The following is a 22847-nucleotide window of genomic DNA, read 5'->3' on the forward strand; positions in this document are numbered from 1 at the left end:
AAGAAAGCAAAATGAAAATATTCATCGCAGGTTCAGGCAAATTAGCAACCGCAATACTATCGGCTCCACTATCATTTCCTTCTTGCGATGTATTGAAGTGGGAAACTGATTATGCTACAAACGAGAAAGCAATTATCGTTCATGCAGGCTCGGGCAGGCAATTGGATGAGTGCATTGAGTTTTGCAAAAAGACCGGATCATTACTTATAGAGCTTTCAACCGGCCTTGTAACAGAAAGCATGGCCGCTGATTTTACTTTGATCATCTGTCCCAACACTTCAATTTTATTATTGAAGACAATGAACATGTTAAAACTTTACGGACATTATTTTTCAAAAAATAATATCTCCATTATAGAATCTCATCAGTCTGCGAAAAAATCCGTTCCGGGAACGGCCTACAATCTTGCACATTCATTAAACTTTCCATCGGCTGAAATCAAGTCAATCAGAGAAGCTGGTACACAGTTAAATGAAGTTGGCATTCCCGCAGAATATCTTGACAAACATGCCTATCACAAAATAATTATTGAAGATGGCCCGGACCAGGTTATCATTGAGACAAAAGTGCTGGGACATGATTCATACGTGAATGGTGTAAAAAAGATCATCAATGCCGTTCTTGAAAATTCTTTCGAAAGAAGAAAGTATGATGTGCTGGAGTTGATTGATAGGAATATGCTGTAGAATAAAGTGATTCACCGCTTGAAGATCATCTACGCCTAAGTTTTTTTCCAAAACCATAAAATATTCTGCCTTTTGGCTCGTCTACCTTTATACAGCAATTGACTTTGCTGAATTGAAGATTGATAAACAAAAGAATATGTCAAGAATATTGTTCCTGAGCATGCCGTCGGAAACGCACATGAATCCAACATTAGGGCTTGCTCGAGAGTTAACCAGCCAGGGAGAAGATGTTGTTTTCTTTAGCTCAGAAGAATTTAAAAAATCAGTACAGGAGGCAGGCGCCGAATTTGTGGCTTACAAAGAAGACATGAATATATCAGATGCGAAACAATTACGCCCCACAAAATTTGTTGACGATGTTCTTTCGCAAACCAGGGCTTACAAGTTTGATTACATCGTTTATTCCGAAGCCTATCCATTTGCAGGCGTCATTGCGCGAATATTGGATATCCCATCCGTATCATCACTGGCGGTTTTTGTTCCTTTAAAAGAGCTCTTGAAGACCGAAAAACAAAATGGATCTAACATCAGAATGGGTGCCTTTGGCAAAACGTCATTTATCATGGATAAGCTGAAAAAAATTAAAGATGACCTTGTGGAAAGGTATAAATCTATTGTACCTGAAGACATTTCAAGCTTGTTCTACAATAAGAGTAAGCTGGATGTGGTGTACGGTTAAGGAATAGCGAATAATTCTGCTTTCCAATAAATAAAGCAACCAGTCGCTGGCGCAATCAACCTCCTTTTTGACGGGATTACACCGTACTTATTTTGTAGTTAAGCTGTATGTTTATCTACTAAAAAAAGAGTTATGGCACTAATCAATCCTCACATCAATTTCAACGGAAATGCCGAAGAGGCGTTTACCTTTTACAAGTCAGTATTTGGCGGAGAGTTTGCAAAAGTTATTCGTTTCAAAGACATTGCAAGCGTCGAATTTCCGGTAGCAGAAAACGAAGAAAATAAGATAATGCATATTGCTTTGCCTATCGGTAAAAGTAACATGTTGATGGCAAATGATGTTCCGGAAAGCATGGGAAGAACAAACGAAAATGAGAACAGAAGTAAAATTGTAATCTCAGCAGATAGTAAAGAAGAAGCAGACAAATTATTTAACGGTCTTTCGGTAGGTGGACAAATAGAAGGCCCTATCGGTGACAGCCCCTGGGGTTCATACTTTGGCTGTTTTCGGGACAAATATGGTATTGAATGGATTGTGGATTTTAACCCAAACAATAATGTAAACTAGAGGCACCCTCAGCCTTCGCGAAGGTGTTAAACAACGGGAAAGACTGGAAAGCATCGCTGTGTAAAACCAGCTATATGCTTCAATATTTACTATTGTCAATTTTATAATTGCTTCTATTCTTAAACCACCATTCTTTTGCCATTTTTATAGCATTGTCTTCTTCGGCATCATTAAAATATTTAATTGGAAAATCGATAATCATACGTGATAAGACCCTCACAATTGTCGCCGCGAACTTTGTAGGTTTCATCGTTTCTTTCGGCATTTCGTTGAGAGCTTTTGAGTCCAATAATTTCACTAAAAACCGAATACTTTCTGGCTGTTTTATGTATTCGATTTCTCTATAATATTGATCAAAAGCTTTCTCAGCGGGGTCTGCCTTATTTATTTTTGAAAAGAAGATATCAAGAGAATGCTTATCACCCATCCTACATAATGCAACTAAAGCAGCATCTTTAAATTCCGTCCAATTACTATCAATAATAGTTTGCAATACTTGCTTACCGCCATTCATATTCAACGCACCCACTTCCAAAATTGCTCCGTTACAACACATCTTTCTATTTTTAACATTTTTGATCAAATTTATTTTTGCCTGATCAGTGAACGATTTAAATTCATAATTTTTGAGTTGTTTACTGTCATATTCTCTACTAGAAACATTTATTGTAGTATCATTAATATTATTTGTAAGTACTAAAACATAATCCTTATCATTAGTTTGTGCTTGACCGCATACGTAAACGGATATAAGCATTCCGAATAAAACATTCTTTTTCATATAGGGCTAATTTCACTACCAAATATTTTTATTAATAACCAAACTTTTTCTATTATTTTTTACCCATTTACGCATATCTTCAAGTTTGGCGTCCCTTTCATTACTGTAAATACCTCTTACTTTAATCGGACAATTTTTCAGCATTCTGTCCAATGCTTCCATACCATAGTAAGCAAGTTTTTCAGGTGGCCAGGTTTCTTTTAATGCTGGCTCTGTTTCGGTCGAAAAAAGAATAGTAACTAACAAGTCAATACTTTCAGCTTGTTTTATATATTCAATTTCCTTCCAATTGTCATGAACAATATTCTTTACGCTTAGTCGATGTATTGAACTAAAATATTTTTGCAAGGCATCGTGATTCCCCATTCGACACAATGCCAATGCTGCATTTGTCGAATTTCCTGCAAAATTACTATCGACAATTTTCTGCAGTTGTGGAGTCAGGTTTTGCATTTGCAATGCCCCCGCAAGAAGTATGATATTTCTATCGGCATTTTTTCGGTCTAAATTTATGGTTATTTGTTTTTTGGATAAATCATTGTCATAAAAGCTTAGATCAATACTTGACATACTTGACGAACTAAAATTTCTATTAAATTGGGAAAATGAAGAGTCATTAATTATAAGCAACTGCCTATAAGCAATTGCTTTCTTTAAGTCTATGTTATTTGAATGAGCGGAGATAGAATAAAAGGATGCAATTAGATCGAAATCCAACTTATTTTTTATTCTTAATTTTTCGTTTAAACTTCTGTATATAGGCCAGTATTGCAAACTATCTATTTCTTTATTCGAAAGCAAATCATCAATAGTAAACTGATTGTAAGAACTATCAGTAGAATTTATTGATCGACTGATTCTTGATTCAATTTCTTTTACTATACTGTTTTGAGAATAAGAAAAGAAAGAAAGACTACTAAGCGTGGATATCAACAAAAAATATTTTTTCATACCTAATTACATTGATGATATAATCACTGAGGTCAATATTTTTCTCTGTTTATCTTGTAGGTAGATTTATTTTCTTTCCACCATTCTTTTGCCATTTTTATAGCATTGTCTTCTTCGGCATCATTAAAATATTTAATTGGAAAATCGATAATCATACGTGATAAGACCCTCACAATTGTCGCCGCGAACTTTGTAGGTTTCATCGTTTCTTTCGGCATTTCGTTGAGAGCTTTTGAGTCTAATAATTTTACTAAAAACAGAATGCTTTCTGGCTGTTTTATGTATTCGATCTTTCTATAGTATTGATCAAAAGCCTTTTCAACAGGGTCTATCTTATTTATTTTGGTGAAAAAGATATCAAGTGAATGCTTATCACCCATCCTACATAATGCAACTAAAGCAGCGTCTTTAAATTCCGTCCAATTACTATCAATAATAGTTTGCAATGCTTGTTTACCACCAGGTATATTCAACGCACCTACTTCTAAAATTGTCCAATTAAAACATAGCTTCCTATTCTTTAAACTTTTGAGTAAACTATTTTTTGACTGCTCATTATACAAGCCAAAATTGTAATACATCAAATTCTCGGCGATAAAATTTCTATTGCTTGAAAGCACTAGTAAATCATTGAGAATATCTGTTAGTTTTAAAAGTGCCTCATCTTTGATAACGAAGCTATTACTAAACCGACCGTTTGCAACATCAAGCAAAGAGTTAACTATTTGAAAATCTATTTCTTCATCTTTGTGAAGGTGTTTAACAAGCTCAACCATTATTTTATTTAGTTGGATAGTATCATCTTGATATTTTTCAATTGTATAAAAAAATGTCAATTTGTTCTGAGGATTTTTAGTATACTCACTAACAATGTTATCTATCTCATTACTTACAAACTGTGTAAATCCTTTAAATTGAAATAACACCAAAAGCAGTAGCAAAAAAAGTGATTTCATATTCTATATTTTTGTTATTATCTAATCTTATCCCATTGATATTTTCTAAATCTATTTCTATCATTCCCATAATTCATAATATTAAAAATGTCTTTCCCTCCTCTAGGAAACCCAACAAATTCATGAAAAGGATGTTCTAAATCGAATTGACCATGTCCCAATTCATGTGTTGCTGTCATATAAACATTCGGAGCAATGTTGGGATGTAAAAAACAAATACCTGTTTGAAATAGGGACATTCCACAGAATACGATCTGTGGACCAAAATATTCTTCGCGCCACCTACAAATTCTTTTCAATCCATAGTGATAGTTTTTTCATAATCGAATTCATTTTGCTTACTGCGATACTATAAAATCAACACCAGTATTATTTTGCTCAATTGCGATTTTCTTTAACCCTTAATATCATTTAAAAAACATTTTTAATTATCTTATATTTTCCGTTTTGCTTTATCCACATTCTCGCAATTTCAACTTCTTTGTTAGTGTAGCTTTTTGCATAGTTAGCCTTCAAAGGAAATCCTTCGATAACTTTCGAAAGTATGAAAAGAGCGTATTGATTATACTTATATATAATAGGATTCTTCGCTCCCTCTTCCAATACACTATAATATTCTTCGGAATACAAATCTTCTATAATTAATTGGAGTATTTTAGGTTGCTTCACATACATTAAATCTTCTTCATAGTTCATCAATCTTTCATTAATTGATAAAGATTTAAAAAAGTAATAAAGCTCATTTAAGGCTTTGTCATTTCCCATTCTTGCCAAAGCTAGTTTAAACTGAACATCTTTGTCGTTCTTCATTGATAGTTCTTCGACAATAGACATCATATCATTTAAGGACAACATGCCTGCAATTAAACTGAAGTCACCAATATACTTTTTTGACGCAATTATTTTTCCACGTATAATACTTTTTGATTTCTCATTAAAATCTGCAGTTGCAAACTTTTTTAAATAATTAAGATTAGTGCCGCATGCATATGATTTATCTACTGTATCACTGCACCCACTAAGAAGTTTTAAAACCATTTTCTGCCTGAATTTAATATCAGGGGATTTAATGCCATAATCATGATAACATTCAAATACTTTCTGTTGCACAATTGAATTATTGATCGTATCATATTTACTAAGAAGTGGCACTAATAAATCCGGACGATCCTCGACTTTTAAAGTTTGTATAATGCTATATGGCTTTTCACCTGTTTTCACCATCCGATCAATTATTATTGACAAATTACTATCTAAGGAATCCCCACTTTTTTGAGCATAACTGTTATTAGTTGACAACAGTATACCGCTTAATAATATAAGATAATATCTCATGTATTTTGTATTAATGTCTATTAATTAAATCCCACTGGTACTTTCTAATTTTGTCCCTATTCCATCCGCCATCCCATTCCATCAAATTGTTAGCATCTTTAGTATTCCAATTTCCTCTTGCCCTATCTGGATATACGCTAAACTCATTCCATGGATGCCAAAATCCAAATCCCCCGTGACCACACTCATGGGCAGCTGTTTTATATACGTTACCTGGCAAACTACCGCCTGTTGATGGATGCCTTCTATAATAGAAAAAACCATATAATTGATTAAATTTCATCATCCCATTTTGGGCGCCATCACTCGGAAAATCAACTACAAATAAATTATATCTACCATCATTGGTTCCACAACTATCAATTATCCTTAATCTTTCTTGTGTTGCCCAGGTCGAGACATCTAGCATACTGTCCTTATTAAAGTCATAATTAATAGTTCTAACATAGTTTGCCGGGTCTACCTCCCATTCAACTACACCATTCTTATATATGCTATTTAATGCAGCCTGAAAATTGCTTCTTGGTAAAACAGTAGTTATAATATCACGATTGTTAGCTTTCGTTTCACATCTTTTATTTGGTCCTGCAACAATGACTGAATCATTAGCCCATGATCTATACAAAACTCTATCATCGCCTGAAATTTTCGAATCAAGAAATCTATTATTTCCCCAAGTAATTATTGCAGTAGTATCAAATAATGTAGTATCATTAATTCGAACTAATTGTACATCATCATTACTTTCATTTATAGTTATTATCGCAACTTTCTTTATAACCTTTGTATACCCTTTAATTTTAAGCTGCAACGTATCATTTTCAAAGTTCCCGATACGAGGTATGAGTTCCGTAAAATTTGTATTGACCGTGTTATTAATTTCTATCGTTTGAGGATTAGTTGTAGGCCGTTGCGGTCGTACATTGTAATTGATAGAATCCTTCAATCTAAAAAAAACCTTTTTCTCTGCGCCTGGTGGAAAAATTTGCACATTTACTTTATCGTAATTTCCATTATCTTCAACCGATTTCCAAGGAATGCCAGGAGCAGGAACGGTATTATATGAAACAAAAGTTGTGCTAAGTGAACTAGAACTCAGCTTATATGCGGGAACATACATATCTTCTTTGGAGCCCTCATTTTCATCAAATCCCCACAATTGATTAGGGTCTTCACTAAACTTAACATCCACCACCACAACCTTACATATTAACGTATCATGCCTCAGGCTATCATTATAAATCGTACTGATTCGACTACCCCTAATGCTGGTTGAAACGGTGCTCGGAACGAATGTTGCCGTTGCGGAATCTCTCGCTGTAAGGCCATTCCAAACGCTATTCTTACTAAAGAGACGGATACTGTCACAGTAGGCTTTAAAAGTGAAAAGCTTGTTTGATTTAGGTAAAAATATGGTATCACCATTATAAAACTTATTTCCTTCTATGGAATAAAAACTTTTCCTGTCTGCCTTGGGCTTATTTGCATCTGCAACAGCATTACCTTGAGATCCACTTCCTGCCAATTGCTGAATTTCATCCAGTTTAGTTGTAACTGACTCTTTATTCTCCGGAGTGTTTAATGGCACATTGGCTGCTATGCCTTTTATCTCCTCAAATTTCTTGCTTATTTCTTTTCTGATCGAATCATTCTCCACTTTCGTTAATGTCGCATTTTCAATTGAGTCTATGGCTTTCTTAAGCTTAGTTGGATCATTTAAATCAAGCAAATCATTCAATTTATTTTTGGCCCCGCTTAACAACCCGTTTAAATCATTGATTAGCGTATCAACTGCAACAATCTGTGTTTCTCTTGCATCATAGGTTGTTTCAATTAATCCCCCGATCAGTTGTTTGTCTGTGTTCACGTTAATGTTACTGAACCGGACTTTCACGGCTGCTTTACCAAGAAATGGAACGGTGACATAACCATTGCCAGTAAAGTTGCCATTGCTACCCTGCACATTAATAAGCTTTACAGGAAAATCACCTGCTGTTATTATTTCACCACTGATCAGGCTTTGTATAGATGTTCGATTGGCAATCTTCAATTCGGGTTGCAATATGCCGCAGGCAAGATTATCCTCTCGATTGCTGCCATTGAGGGCAAAGGTTTTGATGTTAGTATATACCGCGCCATCTAGTGGGAAGTTGCCTGTTGCCAGGTCGCAAAAGCCGCCCACACGGTATTCGTATTGTTTGTCTTTTTTCAGGTCGTACAGCATTACTCTGTTGGTAGTACTGTTTACCGTGTACCAGCTACTGCCGCTTTGGTTCTTTTCGCGATAGTCGACTGTGTACCTGTTCTGTTGTGCATTGGCACTCCATGTAATGGTGGCCCTGCCGCCGCTTACATCGCATTGTACATTAAACGGCTCAGGGCAATTTCTTTGATAGGTGAACCAGTAGATTTCACTATAGCCGTTGTTTTTATACGCATCGCTGTTTTGGCTTCCATCACTGGCTTGCGCTCTTATGCGCCAACCATAGCGCTTGCCGGGTATAAGCAAGGGCTCCGATGGGCCATATAATAAGGTGGTGGCTTGTGTAGTAGTTCTGTAAAGAGGTTGCGTTGTATTGAAAGCAGCCTCGGGCGCAATCCCATTATCCCATAGTTCTACAAGGGTAAATTCATATTCAGTATTAAATGCGGCCGTTGGGCTGCTCAGGTTGCGCGGTGTCCACTGGAAAATAATATTGGTTGGGTCTCGATAAGCAATCGATTCAGACTTGATTGGAAGATTCAAAATTGGCGGATCAAGTAAGCTGATCCATGCCATGGCGCAGTTGCTGCGACCTACGAGGCGATTGGTGTTGTACTCATAAGCTTCCACGCAAAATTGATAGAAGCCGTCATTTAAGCGGCGCGTTTGCTGGTACTGGGCACGGGTTATGCCCTGGAATATCAAATTATTGGCATCAAAGTAAGGAGCCAGGTCATTTAAGGTGATGCGTTGTGCCACACCGGCATCGAGGGTAAGCGCGGGATAATACACATCATCGCGACTAGTGAGAACTATGCCTCCTCCTTGTATGGTCAGTTTGAGCCTTACCTGTAATGTAGGCTTGGTAAGATCTGTATTAACAAGCAACACCACAAATTTCTCATTTGTTCCATTGTAATACTCCGGTATGCTGGCTGTATAAGGCGCAATCAATTGTGGCATTACCTGCACAGGATAGATTTGTGCCTGTGCGTTAAAATGTGCTGCCACTAATAACTGTAGCGTTATAATTACATTTTTTATGGAACGGATCAAGTGCTTCTTGCTCATGAAAAACTAGTGATGTTGCTTGAAAATTAGTTGTGACAAATAACACATTCGGTCGCCTTTATATTCTTATGAAGGCAGCAGAGGGCGTTATAACATTCTGTTATTTTTTGGCATTTTCGGTCCACTCATAGGTATTATAAGGACCATCTTCTTTCGAGTAGATAGACAAGACATTATCTGTTAAAGTCTTGATAGTTACTGTATCAAAGCCTTGTGCACTAGTACCCGAGATAAGCAGACTCCCCGACACCATGTATTTTACCGTGTCACGAGAAATATCATAACCCTCGTTCGCATAGCTATAAGCATACCCGTCAGTTCTAAAGTCGATATAGCTATCAATTGAGTAGGTTGTAGTATCGTTCCGTGTAACTTGTCCGGTGCTTTTACTCGTAACCTTAGTTACATCGTTCACCAACTGCCATTTACCTATGATCTTCTGCGCAGGAGAAGAATCATTGTTTTTTTTACATGCTACGAATGCCAACGCAGTTAAAGCTGCCAAACCAAGAATTGTTTTTTTCATTTTGGAATTTATTTTAATTATTAAAAAAACTTTTTAAAGGATCATTATTTTGATCACGCGATATTCTTTTGATGTTTCCAGTACCAATGAGTATATGCCTGCAGCTAGGTTAAGATTATAAGGAATGATGTATTGCGCACTGCCGCTTTGCTTGAGCACATTTGCAATAAGACCGCTGTTGATATTGATCAATCTCAATTCTATTGGAGAAGCCTCCTGTAACGTGATTTTTACGGTAAACTGGCCGTGTGACGGATTGGGTAACACCACAAACTCTTTTACAAACGGAGAAGCGGTTCCACCGGGATCATCGAAAGATTCTGCTTTTACAATGGTGATGGGTTGGGTCACAATTTTTTCGCAGGCTCCTACCATTGTTTTTAATCCGATGGTATATAGTCCGGTGTCGCGGAATCGTATGGCCGCATACTGATCGCTGGTATTAAGAACGGTTACATTATCCGGCGGCAGTAGCCACTCTACTTTTTCCGGAGCAGGTTTACTGATGTTTACCAATTCTACATCTTGGTCCTGGAAGGCTTGTGTAGCGGCAACCATTTCGGCAGCTACAAGGGCGTTGCTTCTCGTGATGTTAATGGTATCAAAGGCGGTGCAACCATTGCCGTCAATAGCTTTCACGTTATACGTGCCGGGATTGCTTAATGTTACCTGGGAAGTAGATGCACTGAAACCACTACTGCCACTCCATTGGTAAATCATTCCATTGGCAATAGAGGCATCAGCTATCAAAACCTGTTCATTACATAGTGTTCTATCCGGACCAAGATCAACAACCACTTTTGCGGGATCAAAGACCTTGAATGTTTGCTGTGCTGTACAGTTGTTTTTATCTGTAATCGTCACATTGTAATTTCCTGCAGGTATAGCATTTAACATGGGGCTGGTTGCATTATTGCTCCAGCTATATGTATACGGCTGCGCACCGCCTGTTGCTACGTAGGTGATTGCGCCATCTTTTCCACCAAAGCAGGTTGGGTCCTTAACGATTATATTGCTAAAGAGGATCGGATCAGGACTTGCCACTTTAACCTGTTGTTGCGTCTGGCAACCACGCGCATCTGTTATAAAGGCCATGTATGTGCCTTGTGAAAGGCCGGTAATTGCGTTGGTTGTGTCACCTGTTGCCCATTCAATATGATAAGGTAATGTACCTCCAGTAATACTAGCATCAGCCGTTCCGTTATTGCTGCCATTACAAATAAGCGGTGTGCTGGTTAAGGATACTACTAATTGCTCAGGCTCTGTAAGAGTAAATGGTGTTGATTCCTTTGTGATGTTGTTTTTATCAGTGATGATCACTTTATAGATACCAGCGATTAGACGCGTTGCGATGCTATCGGATTGACTGATATCCATCCACGAACCGTTATCATTTTTGAACCATTGATATTTATAACGGAATATGGGTATTTCAATACCACCCTCTCCTTGAGCATATAGCAGACCGTCATTCGCTCCTTTGCAAGAGATCACCTGCTTTTCATTAATGGTTACTTTTAAAGGCAAAGGCTGTGTTACGGTGAAAGTATCTTTGAGCATACAACCTTTTGCATCTACACCCGAGGTGAGTGTGAAATTGGCATCTTTTGCAGAAAGTATATACTTACCATCTCCCAGGTTTTGCACTACAGTGGTAAATGGATTGGTTGTTGGTGCCTGCGGCGTGAATGAAGTGCCATCCAACTTTGACCAGTCAACATTGTAGCTATTGCCGCTTATTGGAGTACCCCCTGTGAGTATCGCCGTTATACTTCCATCCGTATAACCAAATGCCAGAGGATTGATAATTTGAGATGCATCGACATGAAGCGCTTCTGCCGGTTGGTTAATAGCTATTGTGCTGATCACTTCATTTCCACTGCCATCTTTCATTATGCAATTATTGCCATCCAGCAGTCGTATATAATAAGTGCCGGTATCAAGTCCGGTAATAACATGTTGGTTGGCGCTCGAAAATGGCATCCATGTATAATTATTATCCTGCATCTTTTTATACCCCACCTGGTAGTTGCCAACACCTCCGGTTGCATTAACCGTTATGGTCGCGTCTGATCCTCCATTACAATACACGTCGCGGCTTGTGGCGCTATATTGAACCGCTGTAGGACCGGTAAAACCAAAACGACCTATATGATTTATGCCATCCGTATATGTTGTGATGCTACTATTGGGATACTTGCCCAGTAGTGTTATTCTGTAGCCACCCGGGGGCAGTTCAGAGGGCCAAGCAACGGAATTGTCTGCATTTAAAGAAGTCAGGTTTAACATATCATTGCTATACCCCGACGTCGAGGTTGTATCTTCCAGGTATATGTTCAACGATTCATTTGGCAATAAGGCACGGTCAAATTGAATTTTCACATTACCGTTTGATTCCCCATAACATTTGTTGGGAGTTGCAATTGTTGAAACTATTTTAGGAGATGATAGCCGGGGATTTAACGTAAGTATATTTGAATACCGCTTGCCACATTTGTAATCAATTCTTATAAAGATATTACCTGACCCAATAAGCGGTCTAAATGCACTTCCCATTAATTCGTATCCAGAAATAGAAATGTTATCAGAATTGGAGCCAGAAGGAAAATCGTTCCATGTATTGCCATCCAGGGAGTACTGCCAATTATAAACGGAAGATGGGAAATTGTGTGAAGCTTGAAATGATAGCTTATCATTCTCGGGCAATATGTTGCTTGGCGCAGCAATTACCACTTTTTCAGGCGCTATCGAAATACTGGTATAGCTCGACCAAACATCATAAATATCATTGTAGCTACCTACAAAGCAAGGTATGGTCATGTACTTGTCTGGGCCTTTATTGTCATCGTAGCCATTACAGCCACCCCAACTATGCCAATTCCGACTGGAGGTAGTATAAATTTTTACCAATGCACGGGTAGCCGGAAAGGTCACCTGTTTGCTCCATACTGTAGGTTGTGTTCCCAAGCCATTTGCTTCCTGCCAAACCAGTTCTGCATTTGCATTATCTGTATATTGAAAATAGTACTTAAAATTGTTGCTACATCTTCCACTATTATTATCATGCCCATCCCACACAGTAGTGTTTATGGTAACTTGATAGTTTCCATTACCAACCTGAGCAAATATTGGTTGTACAAAAAGTACCAAAAATAATAACAAAACACTTAAACGTACTTTCATCTTTTTAATATTTTACTGTTACTGCTTTCATTCCACTAAATGCTCCTGAACGGAGTACTGCCATTACTGCATATTGATATTCTGTATTAGCCTGTACATCTGTATCATACAATCCTTTCTGCGCTGTAGGAATTACTTTAAATAGAGTAAGCTGTTTACCGTTTATCGCTTTGTATACATTATACTCCACCACGTTTTCAATCTTGTCATCCCACGAAACTTCTATACGCCTTTTGTCTGCTTCAGGAAAAGCATACAGCTTTGTGATCTGCATATCTTTGGAAGAAGCATTGCTGGTAGTGGTAATTATCAGCTCTTCTGAATTCGTAGTTAAACCGTCTTCATTTTTTGCCTGCAGGTAGTAATGATATTTTTGGGAAGCTTTCAGACCGGCATCTGCAAAGCTATCTACGCTCCTACCTTCAAATGTTTGAACAAGTTCAAATGCAGTGTCTCCGTCCATTTTACGATAGAGAATATGCGCTGCAATATCTTCATCTGTACTGTTGATCCAACGAAGTGTAACGCTATTGCCCTCTACTTTAAACTTTGTGAGCACTGCCGGTGAAGGAGGGATAACGGACGGTTTCTTTACTTCCACTAATGCAGATTTTTGAGACTGGTTGAAACGCTCGTCCAAAGCGCTCACGGCGTAATACACTTTTTTATTGAGCAGCTTTAAACTGAGTGTATCTTTAAAACTATTTCTTACCCAAAACGAATCTATGAGTGGCACAGGTTCTTCATCTTTTTTTTGCGCCCGGAATACCTTGTAGCCCATCAAGTCATTTTCAGTGTTCTTGTTCCATGTTAATGTAACTACGCCGTTCGTATCAATCACAGCTTTAACACCTGTCGGTATGGCTGGCGGCGTGGAATCAATTGGCTGCACCAAATACGGAAATGAAGTGCTTGCTTCTCCTTCCTTTGCAATAGCTGTAATGGTAAAATAATTAGAAGAGCTTAGTTCTTTCTTTATCCCGGCATGTCGCAGCGAGTTGGCAAGTGTGTCACTAAAGGCTTTGTAAGGTCCGGTTGCTTTATCGGCTCTTTGCAATACAAATCCTTTAATAAGGTCATTTGCTTTTTCATCAAAGACCCAATTCACCTGTAATGCACCTTTTTCATCTACATAAGCGTTGCGTATATTGGGAACAGCTGCTAACATTTCTTTGCCCTTACCTTTTATTATTTGTGAAGCTGGTCCTGTTTGTCCAAAAGGATTTAGCCCCATCACACGGTACTGATATTCTTTACCATTCTCTGGCAACGAATCCACAAAATACATGCGCGTTGGCTGTCCGTCTTTATCGTCAAAATTGCTTACCGGGGAACGATTGATGCGATTGAACCTTGCCCCGCCATCGTCTGATCTTTCTACATAGTACGAAGCATAATAACGCGAAAGCATGTGCATATCCCAGCTTAAGAGTGCACCATGATTACCAAACTGCGCCACAATTTCCTGCACGGCAGGAAGCGGCTCATATTCCGCCGGGCTGATAAACACACCTGTTGAATCTGTTTTCAAAACGCCTTGTGGCGCTGCCGTTTTTAGGCGATACAAATATTTTTCATTTGCTTTTACATCTGTATCTACATATCCCCAGCCTGCCATTAGAGCCCCATCGAAACTGTTGTCCGCAGCATATAGTGCAAACGAAAAACGTTGTTGCAATTCCTGGGACTGCGCCATTATTTTAGCGGCTCCTTTTTCCGAAATGCTTACTTCAAAATCCTTTCCGTAAAGTGCCTGCGCAATGACGGCCGCATTGCTATCTTTTATCGCAAGCGTTTCCCAGGCTGTCAAAGGCTGCGGTTTTAATGGCTTTACTGTGATCAGTTTACGTTCCGGTACAGACAACATATTTCTATCACGCAGCACTGTAAACCGTTCCAGCGTATAGCCATACTGGTTATTAATTTTCCAGACTTGCGGATCTGTTGCTGCCCAGCGCAGGTATATTTTCTTCCCAGCACTGTCGGCACGACCTATCATGCGGATAGCAGGTTGTGTTTTTTTCTCTTTTGTTTGCGCCAATAACATTAAGGGTGCAAACAATACAGAGAGAACGATGCAGACATTCTTTACGTAGTTTATTATCTTTCTTTTCATACTCACTTTTCTATTACTATTTGATTGCATTGTGATAAGGAATTATTTTGGAGCTGCCGCTCACTCCACCCGGTAATACAAACTGGTAGTTCACGTTATAATCGCCCTCGTTGATAAACGGATAGTAGCCATTGATCAGTTTTTCATATACCTTTTGCTGTGGTGTGCCTAAATACCTGTTCACTACCTGGCTTTGCAGGTCCGTAAAGTCCGCTTTATATGCAGCCGGAAGATCATAGATATAAGGTAGCCACGTGGTCACTTGCGGGTCATCATAATTGCCTTGCTCTATTAAATATTGATAGTTGAGGGATACGGGTAATGCTCTGAGCGGTATTGCTCCCCATTCGGTGGTGTCTCTATCTGAAATATTAATATCACCGTAAGGCAGGCCTGCATAAATGAGTGGCTGGATCTGATTATTGAAATACAATTCGTTCATTATCGCCGCTATCGGTTGTATCAGTGGCTGCCCTCCGGTGTAGTCGGTTCCTTTTAGTTCTGCCAAATCAAAGGCTCCGGCACCAGTAGCGCCCTGCATGAAATTCACTACATCGGAACTGATCCTTCTTGATTTTGTACCGGCCAATGACATATTATCCATCCTCTCTCTGAATTTGGCAAAATGGCTGCTTTGGAAACCATATTGCAGTATGGTTTTTGCAATGTCTGTACGCGCCACATCCGACGCTTTGTTGCTCGTCACTTCGAGCCCACTATCATCGACAGAGGTTGTTTGTGTTTGCTGGTTCGTCACAGTCTTCTGACTCGATGGTGCATTGGTCAGTAATAATTGATATGCCAGGTCACCTTTCAGTTTGTTGACATTGAAACTCAACCTGCATTTTGCAGAATCATATTGGAACGGTATGACAACTGGCTGATCACCATTGGATGGAACAAAAGAGAGGTCCTGCCTGTAGCCGGGAACATTAAACAAATAAGTTTGTCCGCGCTTTAATTGTACATAGCCTGTAGAGGTTTCTTCGCGATAGAAATTCTTCTGATCCACCACCGGCCATGAGTATTCGATATTGTTCAGCGGAATAGTTTCAGGGGCAGTGCCGGTTATAAATGAAAGCACTTTGCTCTCTTCTTCTTTTACGCCGTCAGTATAAACGGTTTGCCAGCTGCCGTTCTTCAACTCTTTAAAACTCACTTTCACGGTGGCTTTTACAGTTGCATTGGATGGCAGCACTTCCGTTGAATAAAATGTAGCTACGTCTTTATTGCTGTTCCATTGTATTTTGCCCGGAATGGTCTTACCGTTGCTTGCAAGATCGAACTGATCTAGTTGTACGCGAAAGGTTTTGTTGCCCGTTTCATCCTGTATAGGAATATCTCTATCAATAGCAAAATTGAAAGCTACTTGCGGCGCGGTAAACACATCAGTATTCACGGTATCTTTTGGTGTGATGTCTGATATGACGGCCATTCCCACAACGGCTTCTTTCCCCGCATCATTCACAATTTTACATTCGTTACCAATCTTCAATTTGAAGTTCATGTTGCCTTTTACTAGGCCGCCGAGGAGGTTAAACTTCACCCCCAAATATCCCTGGAACCACGAGGGATTCGGCAATTTTGCCTGTAACAATGCTGCCGCTGCTCCTTGTATAATAGGGAACCTGAACTTGATAAATTTCAGATTCACTTTGACGCCGAGTTCTCCTTGTAAAAAAACGTATGCCTGCGCATTACCATACCAACCGTTGATGCCTATTGGATCACTGCTGCCTTCGCAATGTGCATCTTTGTATTGTTTTAGCATGATATCAAAGCCCAGGCCGGCTTTGAAATTGGCATAGAGAATAAGAAAGGTAAGATCACCTGTTTGTACAGAAAGTCTTGTGCCCGTAGCAAAACCACGACCATCGCCCAATGCATTGAGGTCGCGCATGTAGTCCAACTGCTGCATGCTTACACCCAATATGTCTGCTACTTCCTGCGGCGGTGGCGGGGAACCGGGAATCTTGCTTCCCATCATAAAGTAGGATTCTGTCCTCAGGTTAAATCCTCCAAGGCCAAACTGTATTCCTATCGGCTTATTTGGTGTGCCCATGTACACATGCCACTCTGCAGGCGAAAAATACATTTCTGACCAACCGGCGCAATAGTTTTCACCCACTCCGGTTAATACATTGGCAACGTTCAGGTATAGATCAAAATTGGATTGAAATGTTTTGTTCTTAAAATCATAGAACATACCCACATACGCCGACAATCCTTTAAAATTCGGCCCTCCAATACTGCACGGAATGGGAACCTGGGCTGCCGCTTCTTTCGGATTGCTCACTTTTTGTTGCTGTTCTTCTGCAATCTTTGCGGCTTTTTGTTCGTCGGAAAGATTAGCGGTTTCCGCATCTTTTTGGCTTACACCGGCAAAGACTTGTTTGGCCTGCTCCAACTCTCCGGCCACCTGGTCAATGGCTCCTTTCATGATATCTGCATTGCCAAAAAAACCGACGTAGTTGATGCCGCCATTGTTATTGAAAGCCACTTCAAATTCAGCCCTGGCATTTACCACTTCAGGACTGGAGATGCAGAATAGTACACCGGCTTTAATACCAAGACCGAGGGTATTGTCTGGCTTATATTCGGGCATGAGGTTTTTACTGATCCCGGCAAAAGGATTCATCTTAGCCATGTGGTAATAAGCGCCTCCGGCGAATCCGTTTATCATGATGGGGCCAACCACCGGTATGCCCGGGGACCACTGCGCGAGGCCATCTACAAACCAGTAACGGTAATCTTTCATGTGGCCAAAAATTGCCCGCACCTGTACCTCTACATTGATAGACGTAAAAGTAGCATTGATGCCGCCGCCGAAACCTGTTCCATAAGTTGGATCATCATCAAAGAAATGGGCCTCGCCATTTAAGGTTAAGGAACCTATTTTGGCATTGTCTATTTTTATACTTTCCAGTCCTACTTTGCCCAGCTTCCAATGGTGATATCCTTGTTGCTTACCATCACTTTGCTGCACTTCAAAATCGCAACCAATGGTAAGTCGCGTTTTGGCCTTGAAGGCATCGTCGTGTAAAGTAACATTCAATCCAAAAGCAAGATCAGCATGGGTATTATTGGCAGTCAATGCAATGTTTTCTATCGACACCGGGAAGTTGGCAACTTTCACTTCTCCTTCATACCCAAAATAATCTACGGCAAAATACGGGGCCTTTGTTCGTAAGCGCATGCCCCTGAATGTTACTCCTTTGAAATTGGCGATAGACTTGCTCGTATCCCCTTTTGCGGAAGCATTAATGGTAAGCCTGCCATATAAATTGGCTTCTGGTAAAAACTCCCCGTTATCCACCAAAAGCTTTACATAGGAGTTGGAATCAAGTTCGCATTTGGCCTGCAGGAACTGGAAATCCATTTTTTTCTGAGGACTTACTGTCAGCCAATATTTATTGTCCTGCGTGATAACGGCTTCATACTTTAACGAATCTTTATCGGCAACGGGTAAACCGATACTGCCTTTGAAACCTGCTGCAACCAGTTGATTGGCTTCTATGCCCAGGTTAAATTCATCGACAGAAAAACGCCAGCCCGATGCTGAACCGTCGGAGAACGGTATGATGTTCTTCCCATAAAAAACACCTGAAACTCCATTGTTATCAATAATGAGATTATTCGCACCAAAAGAAACCCGCTCCCCGCTTTTTCTCTTAAAGGCTTTGGGAAGCATTACATCAATTGTTTGCACATATACACCCCTCCACATGGAAGGCGAAGGATAGCTCATGTGTCTTAGTTCATATCCTTCCGGAAATTGTATGGTGGAGCTGTTGCGTGTATCGCTAAAATCAAAGACTGCATTGGTCAATGTGAACACCACGCCATCAAGGCCATTTACCTGAAACTTTGGTAAACTAATGCCAACAAGTATGTCATTCCAATCACTTACTATTGTTTTAAAACTGCCTTTTACTTTTTGGGTGGCATCTTGTAGTACGTCTCCATTGTTGTTACAAGGCAACAATAAACTTCTGGGAAATACCACGTCTGCGGCAAGCCCCATTTCTTTGAACCCGTTACAATCCATGGTTATGAACGTGAGGTCATCCATCGCCTGCCCGTTTTTCATATTCAAGCCACCTTTCAATACAACCTGGCTATTGCCACCATTGATATTGATAGGAACATTTCCTAACAATACCAATTTTGCATCGCCTATAATTCCTCCCTTGTACGACAACTTTAGTCCACTGATGCCAAAGAATAGCTGCTTAGGGTTCTGCGGTATTTCCACTTTTGCATACACGGTTAGCTCCGCATAAGTCTCGTAAAAGATGGCGCTGCTAACAGCCAGCTTATAAGTTACATTGCTGATGGTTTTCTTTAAACCAATAGGCAGCTCATTGAGATCATCCGGCTGAATGGTTTCCAGCCAGCGATCCATTTGTTCTACTTTGGCAACCATCGTATCAGCAAAGGCTTTTAGTTTTGAGGTGTCCGACAATGCATCCGCCCCGATCTGTTTTCCAACAATGGTTCCGGCAACTCTATGATTGATTATCGTACTGTCAGCGGTATTGGCCCTGGATAGCACCACGCATAAAGAAAAAAATATGATGAGAAGTAAATGTTGCTTCATATAAACGTTGTTATGAAAATTAAAAGGCATAATTATAACCGAGTGTTCCCGTCAGGTCGTGTGTACTGCCTTTATTAATTACATTTCTGTATTGGTTGATGAGACTGCAATTGAGCCTATGTTTCTTTAGCAGTGTGTATGCCGCATTCACGCGCAGACTCAATACATCATTTTGTTTAGTTCCTTGCGATGCGCTGGTATTGTAAGAAGAGGAAAAACCCACCGTCACCTTTTTATCAAATAGTTTTGCATTGGCCGACAACGTAGGACCTTGCGTTAGAAAATTATTTCGCGCAATGGTATTATAACTCACATTGTACGCCAGTGTTACATTCAACCCTTTCTCTAAAAACAAAACATTGTAAGCAGTGGCCAGGTTGTAAAACTGGGAGCTGTTTCCTTTGGTAACTACACCGCCTTGCTGATCAGAGGCATCCTGGAAGTTTATATTTACATTCAATGCCTGGTTTTGCTGCTCCGTTTTTTTTGTGATGTAGTTTACATTCACCGCGGCATTTTGTGAGAGTTGCACATAGTTAAGTGTATCAAAATTGACAATGGGAGATACATTGTTGATGTAGTCAAACTGCGGGCGCATGTTCATATGCGTTTGAAAATTGGAATACATGAGACTCGTTTGCATTCTTTCAACAGGCGCATAGTTCACGTTGATGGATCCTACCAGTCGTTGCGTTGTCCCTGCTTTACCTCCATCGAGGTTGTCTCTTTGCGAACCTAAAGACAATGCAAGATTGGCTTTGTCTTTTAAAAGGCTCTGCCCGAAATTGATGGTTATATTCTCCAGGTCATTGTTAAAATAATAAGCACCCAATGTTTTATAGCCGGGGTCCACCCTTTCGAACCCTACCCCAACAGTGCTTTTTAGAAAGGAATAATTAACCTGCGTTTTAAATGCGTGGTATAAGGAGGTAGTTGAGTTTCCATTCATCACTTTCTTCATCCAGCCTTTGCCAAGGTCGTTTCCTTTTATATCTCGTTTATCGGCGGTTAAGGCGCTGGACGCATATACAGCATTGATCTCTAAACCTTTTGCAGGCTTGACACCAACCTCGTAACTGATAGCCAAATTTTGTTGGGGATAGATGGCTAAACTATCGGGCTTATTATATAAACTGATTACGTTGTCATTAGCATAAAAAGCAGCTATGCCTCCTTTGTACCAACTCTTCTCATAGTTCGCTTTAACACCGTAACCCATTCGCTGGTAAGTTGGCAATGAATTGAGATTCGAACTATCATAATTAACCGCTTTTTGCAAGCGCCCGGTCATGGCACTAACTTTCCAAGGCCCTTTAAATGCCAGGTCTACACCCGCGCCTCTAAATTGGTAACCGTTTAATGTATACGGAGAAAAACTCATGGCAACATCGCCAATATGTCCCGTGATCCATCTAAAGGTAGGATGCAGGCTGAGCCGGTTCGGCAAAGTCGGATAGGAGAAGCCGCGTCCGGCATTGGTGAAATTAAAAGAGAACGGCAGGTTTATTTTACCAAGAATATTTGCGTTGGCATTACCTTGCAAGAACCAGGTAAATGGAGCTCTTCCTGTACCGCCGTTACCATTGTAAAACATGGTGCTGGCAGATACGCCTCCACTAAATTTTACGGGCTTTGCCTTGAATACATCTTTCAATCCGTCTATATCGACTTGCTGCGCATATCCATATCTGCATAATAGGGTTAGCAATATAAGTGCACAAAGTTTCCTGGTATCGGGGTTCAGCATAAACATTCAATTATCAATTCTTCAGGGTTTTATTATGACAGGCTTACGGTTCCTTTTGAACTTTGATGTCACAAATAATGTATGATTGAGAGGCGTTGTCAACAAACGACTTGATTTTGATGGCACCTTTGCGGCCATCTGCTGTTTGATACATCACAATTCTCGGCATCGCTGAATTGTCAAATTGCTTCCACGCCGCACCGCTAAAATTCACCGCTGTATTTTGGAACAATGCATCGGTTGACATATTATCAAATTGACTAGCCGTTATGGGGTTGCAGTTACAGTTCTCTGTAGTATTGACGACAACTACAGGCCGAGCATTGGGAATAACATTAAAAGTGTAATAAGTTGCCGAGTCAGGGGAAATAAAACTGTTGTACTTAAAGTTTTTATTGAGACCATAATATACAATGTCTATATTCCCTCCTATGTTTGTCAGGTCATCTTTTGCTGTAAACACCTTCCGGAGTTTTGTGGAGAAAAAACAGCCTATCGTATTATAAGCAGAGCTAATGCCGAGTCTGACATCGGCAAAACTCCGCAGGTTAGTATTAGGCAATACCGTTATCGTCTGCGCGAATGTTTTAGTTTCTTTTTTATTGTTAGCCGAAAGCGTTACCGTGTAAGTTCCCGGGGAGGCGAAATATATGCTGGGATTTTTTGCTGTATCATTGTCTATTTTACCTCCCGTTGCCGTCCATTTCCAGGTGCATTCCGCGTTTGTATTATTATTTAAAACGGCAGTGAGAGGTGCCTGGTAATCGTCATCATCAAACGAGGGAACAATCTCAAAAGATGGGACTAACGGCGGCAGAATTGTAATCTCTTTGGAGAGTGTAAAAGTTTTGCGGCCATTATTGACAGTTAGTGTGATAGTATAATTTCCGGGATTTGTATATGTGATGGTGCCGGGATCTTTTGCTGAAGACGTTTGAGGTGCTGCACCGTTGAAGCTCCACTCCTGACTAATGGCACCGATTGTTTTATTGGTAATCTGTACGTTGGCAGGCGCGTAACTGTTTATAAGTATTTCCGCATCGAAGTTTATTACTACAGCGCTATCCAAAGTAATTGTAACCGCTTTCTGATCATGGCCATCTTCATTCCATGATTCCAATGTTATATGATATGTTCCAGGTTGGTTAAAAGATATTACACCGGGGTCTCGCTTTGAAGATGTTGCCGGGTCGCCTCCTTCAAATGTCCACTTGTATTGATTGGCTCCTGTTGCGTTGTTAGTAAGTTTTATTCTAACCGGAACGGTGAAATTGCTGTCGATAATTTCATAAGCAAAGTCTGCCTTGGCAGTAACAACCTGTCCTTTCTTACAACTGGTTATTGCAAAAAATAACATTGTGAACGAATAGAGAATTATTTTAAGAATACGCATTAAACCTTTTTAAGAGTGCTGATCACTCCAATTAATAATTAAGCGTATTT

The 22847-nt window shown here is 39.8% G+C and carries 14 protein-coding genes; 3 read left to right on the plus strand and 11 right to left on the minus strand.

Translation table 11 applies throughout. The annotated features are described in order from the left end of the window. Nucleotides 1–11: 11 nt before the first annotated feature. The 3 genes from KTO63_RS08545 (at nucleotide 12) to KTO63_RS08555 (ending at nucleotide 1935) form a co-directional block, all read left to right on the plus strand. The gene (locus KTO63_RS08545) at nucleotides 12–686 is read left to right on the plus strand and encodes a dihydrodipicolinate reductase C-terminal domain-containing protein (protein ID WP_217790804.1); all 675 of its coding nucleotides are present in this window, start codon (nucleotides 12–14) and stop codon (nucleotides 684–686) included. Nucleotides 687–822: 136 nt separating this feature from the next. After that, the gene (locus KTO63_RS08550) at nucleotides 823–1365 is read left to right on the plus strand and encodes a glycosyltransferase (RefSeq protein ID WP_217790805.1); all 543 of its coding nucleotides are present in this window, start codon (nucleotides 823–825) and stop codon (nucleotides 1363–1365) included. 132 nt (nucleotides 1366–1497) lie between these two features. Next, nucleotides 1498–1935, plus strand: a complete 438-nt coding sequence (locus KTO63_RS08555) for a VOC family protein (RefSeq protein ID WP_217790806.1) — start codon at nucleotides 1498–1500, stop codon at nucleotides 1933–1935. Nucleotides 1936–2014: 79 nt separating this feature from the next. Here the strand turns inward: KTO63_RS08555 and KTO63_RS08560 are convergent, their stop codons facing one another. From KTO63_RS08560 to KTO63_RS08610, 11 genes are all read right to left on the minus strand, one after another. After that, a complete protein-coding gene (locus KTO63_RS08560) occupies nucleotides 2015–2716 on the minus strand; it encodes a hypothetical protein (RefSeq protein ID WP_217790807.1) in 702 nt (233 codons plus the stop codon). A 15-nt stretch (nucleotides 2717–2731) separates the two neighbouring features. Further along, complete coding sequence (locus KTO63_RS08565) at nucleotides 2732–3667, minus strand: hypothetical protein (protein ID WP_217790808.1); 936 nt, start codon at nucleotides 3665–3667, stop codon at nucleotides 2732–2734. Nucleotides 3668–3699: 32 nt separating this feature from the next. Continuing rightward, nucleotides 3700–4623, minus strand: a complete 924-nt coding sequence (locus KTO63_RS08570; protein WP_217790809.1) for a hypothetical protein — start codon at nucleotides 4621–4623, stop codon at nucleotides 3700–3702. A 411-nt stretch (nucleotides 4624–5034) separates the two neighbouring features. Beyond that, on the minus strand, nucleotides 5035–5958 hold the full coding sequence (locus tag KTO63_RS08575) for a hypothetical protein (protein ID WP_217790810.1): 924 nt from the start codon (nucleotides 5956–5958) through the stop codon (nucleotides 5035–5037). A 10-nt stretch (nucleotides 5959–5968) separates the two neighbouring features. Further along, nucleotides 5969–9232: a fibronectin type III domain-containing protein gene (locus KTO63_RS08580; RefSeq protein WP_217790811.1), complete on the minus strand. Its 3264-nt coding sequence runs from the start codon at nucleotides 9230–9232 to the stop codon at nucleotides 5969–5971. A 100-nt stretch (nucleotides 9233–9332) separates the two neighbouring features. Beyond that, nucleotides 9333–9758 (minus strand): hypothetical protein, encoded by a 426-nt coding sequence (locus tag KTO63_RS08585; RefSeq protein ID WP_217790812.1) that lies wholly within the window; start codon nucleotides 9756–9758, stop codon nucleotides 9333–9335. Between the two features lie 33 nt (nucleotides 9759–9791). Continuing rightward, nucleotides 9792–12941, minus strand: a complete 3150-nt coding sequence (locus KTO63_RS08590) for a T9SS type A sorting domain-containing protein (protein WP_217790813.1) — start codon at nucleotides 12939–12941, stop codon at nucleotides 9792–9794. A gap of 4 nt (nucleotides 12942–12945) precedes the next feature. Further along, nucleotides 12946–15057 carry a fibronectin type III domain-containing protein gene (locus KTO63_RS08595; protein ID WP_217790814.1) on the minus strand — a complete coding sequence of 704 codons (2112 nt, stop codon included), beginning with the start codon at nucleotides 15055–15057 and terminating at the stop codon, nucleotides 12946–12948. Between the two features lie 16 nt (nucleotides 15058–15073). Then, nucleotides 15074–19657: a hypothetical protein gene (locus tag KTO63_RS08600; RefSeq protein WP_217790815.1), complete on the minus strand. Its 4584-nt coding sequence runs from the start codon at nucleotides 19655–19657 to the stop codon at nucleotides 15074–15076. 19 nt (nucleotides 19658–19676) lie between these two features. Continuing rightward, on the minus strand, nucleotides 19677–21404 hold the full coding sequence (locus KTO63_RS08605; RefSeq protein WP_217790816.1) for a hypothetical protein: 1728 nt from the start codon (nucleotides 21402–21404) through the stop codon (nucleotides 19677–19679). Between the two features lie 43 nt (nucleotides 21405–21447). Continuing rightward, a complete protein-coding gene (locus KTO63_RS08610; RefSeq protein WP_217790817.1) occupies nucleotides 21448–22761 on the minus strand; it encodes a PKD domain-containing protein in 1314 nt (437 codons plus the stop codon). Between the last annotated feature and the right edge of the window lie 86 nt (nucleotides 22762–22847).

Source organism: Pinibacter aurantiacus, assembly GCF_019130065.1.
GTDB lineage: Bacteria > Bacteroidota > Bacteroidia > Chitinophagales > Chitinophagaceae > Pinibacter > Pinibacter aurantiacus.

Excerpts from the sequence above, each read along its gene's own strand:
- KTO63_RS08575 (WP_217790810.1), bottom strand. The coding sequence starts at position 5,958 with ATGAGATATTATCTTATATTATTAAGCGGTATACTGTTGTCAACTAAT.
- KTO63_RS08600 (WP_217790815.1), bottom strand. The coding sequence starts at position 19,657 with ATGAAGCAACATTTACTTCTCATCATATTTTTTTCTTTATGCGTGGTG.
- KTO63_RS08595 (WP_217790814.1), bottom strand. The coding sequence starts at position 15,057 with ATGAAAAGAAAGATAATAAACTACGTAAAGAATGTCTGCATCGTTCTC.
- KTO63_RS08610 (WP_217790817.1), bottom strand. The coding sequence starts at position 22,761 with ATGTTATTTTTTGCAATAACCAGTTGTAAGAAAGGACAGGTTGTTACT.
- KTO63_RS08555 (WP_217790806.1), top strand. The coding sequence starts at position 1,498 with ATGGCACTAATCAATCCTCACATCAATTTCAACGGAAATGCCGAAGAG.
- KTO63_RS08585 (WP_217790812.1), bottom strand. The coding sequence starts at position 9,758 with ATGAAAAAAACAATTCTTGGTTTGGCAGCTTTAACTGCGTTGGCATTC.
- KTO63_RS08545 (WP_217790804.1), top strand. The coding sequence starts at position 12 with ATGAAAATATTCATCGCAGGTTCAGGCAAATTAGCAACCGCAATACTA.
- KTO63_RS08550 (WP_217790805.1), top strand. The coding sequence starts at position 823 with ATGTCAAGAATATTGTTCCTGAGCATGCCGTCGGAAACGCACATGAAT.
- KTO63_RS08590 (WP_217790813.1), bottom strand. The coding sequence starts at position 12,941 with ATGAAAGTACGTTTAAGTGTTTTGTTATTATTTTTGGTACTTTTTGTA.
- KTO63_RS08605 (WP_217790816.1), bottom strand. The coding sequence starts at position 21,404 with ATGCTGAACCCCGATACCAGGAAACTTTGTGCACTTATATTGCTAACC.
- KTO63_RS08570 (WP_217790809.1), bottom strand. The coding sequence starts at position 4,623 with ATGAAATCACTTTTTTTGCTACTGCTTTTGGTGTTATTTCAATTTAAA.
- KTO63_RS08565 (WP_217790808.1), bottom strand. The coding sequence starts at position 3,667 with ATGAAAAAATATTTTTTGTTGATATCCACGCTTAGTAGTCTTTCTTTC.
- KTO63_RS08580 (WP_217790811.1), bottom strand. The coding sequence starts at position 9,232 with ATGAGCAAGAAGCACTTGATCCGTTCCATAAAAAATGTAATTATAACG.
- KTO63_RS08560 (WP_217790807.1), bottom strand. The coding sequence starts at position 2,716 with ATGAAAAAGAATGTTTTATTCGGAATGCTTATATCCGTTTACGTATGC.